Below are 1700 nucleotides of genomic sequence, written 5' to 3' on the forward strand. Positions count from 1 at the left end.
AAATGCAGTGCAATTTGCTGCTAAACGCCGGTCGATGTGCATAAATATCCGCTGAAATGGTATAAACAAAACCCCTCCGAGCCATTAAAAACATGGCTAAAAAAGGCAAAATGGCCATTAAAAAGTGGGATTTTAGAGGCTAAAAGCAGGCAATTGGACTTGAAAAAAGTGCGAGCCGCCGACAATCTAGAAAGGCTAAATGGTGCTAAATGCAGCTGATTTTCTCAAAAATGGACTGAAAAAGAAATTCATAAGGCTGAAAAAATAGCTAATTGCCTGCTTTTGAAGCTTTATTTTCGCTGGAAAGGGGTGGTAGATAGAATGTGTTTTGTAAAATATAAGTAATCAATTTAACTAAAATCGGCCATCAGATAAAGGTAGAAAAATGGTCTCTGATGGCCGATAGGGGATAAACAATGAACTCATGAACTCACAAACTCACAAACTCACAAACTCACAAACCCATGAACTAACTCAAAACTTCATAAGCTTATGATAGTCGTTTCGCAGCTTTTGTGCCTTACGCCCGAAAGGGCCTGTGGGGCACATGTTGGAGTAATAGTCGAACGATACGGCACGCGTTATGCGAGGTATGGCCAACTCGATGCTTAGTTGTTGCGATACACGCGAAATGCTTGCAGGGCTATTGTCGCTGTTAAACGTTTCGAGGTCCGTCCAAAACTCGCCCTTAAAGGCAGAACCATCGCCAAACAAGCCCGTTTCGGCGTGCTTGTAGTAAGTTTCTAAGCGATCGAGCGACACATGTCCAACGCCAACGCCATCTTGCAGCATAATTACTTGAAGGTTGCACTTGGCCAATTGCGACATGAAGGTTTGCAATTGTTCGGGTGTGCTTAGTGTGCTGTTCCAAAAGGCTGCGATGGCCACAGGCTTATTGTTAAGCTGGTGCAAGTGATTTGAGATGCGGTCTACAAAGTGTGTTCTGAATAGTTCCATCTTCTCTTCGGTGTTGTAGGCGTAGGGTTCGGGCTCGTGCGGAATATACCAACCCTTGAATGCTGGCTGTGAGCCGAAGAGCGCATTTATCTCTGTTGCCATGCGGTTGCAGCGGTTAGCATGCTCGTCGAGCCATGTTTCGGAGGTTTGGTTTTTCCAATAGCTCTCGTCGAAGTAAAGGCCAACATACACTTCCATGCCCTTTTCGGCAGCAGCGGCAAGCAATCTGCCCAAGGCATACTTGCTTTTTTGTGTAACGAAAGTTTCGTTTGTGTCGAACCACACTTGTTGGTCGTGTGCAGAGAATTGGGCGATAACGGTACGCATGCCTATCTTCTTCATGCCTTCTAGCAGACTGCTCCATTGGTATGGTGCCCAATTGTCTTTGTCGTAGAAGGTTACGAACGAACCCGTAAGGGCTTTCTTGGCATCGGGATTGGGATATTGTGTTTCGTCTAGCGGTGCCATTCCGCTGTCTTTGGCGCATGCGGCGAATAGTAAAGACAGCAATAAAACTAAAAAATACTTTTTCATATAACTTTTTTTTTAGGAGTTAAGGAGTTAAGTTAAATGTATAGGTTGCGTTAGGATAATAGGACCAGTCAGACAGGTGAGACCAGTCAGGCAGGTGAGACCAGTCCGACTTGTCCGACTTGTCCGAAAGCTAGAATGAACTAGAAATCTAGAAACCGCTTAGACAACTATAAGGGGCGTTAGCCATCTTTTCACCCTTTCACCTTTAA

The 1700-nt window shown here is 44.8% G+C and carries 1 protein-coding gene; it reads right to left on the reverse strand.

Annotation, left to right across the window (positions count from 1 at the left end):
- Positions 1-474: 474 nt before the first annotated feature.
- Positions 475-1491 carry a DUF4434 domain-containing protein gene (locus HMPREF2955_RS10865; protein ID WP_070723491.1) on the reverse strand — a complete coding sequence of 339 codons (1017 nt, stop codon included), beginning with the start codon at positions 1489-1491 and terminating at the stop codon, positions 475-477.
- Between the last annotated feature and the right edge of the window lie 209 nt (positions 1492-1700).

The sequence above is a fragment of the Prevotella sp. HMSC073D09 genome (assembly GCF_001814145.1).
Lineage (GTDB): Bacteria > Bacteroidota > Bacteroidia > Bacteroidales > Bacteroidaceae > Prevotella > Prevotella conceptionensis.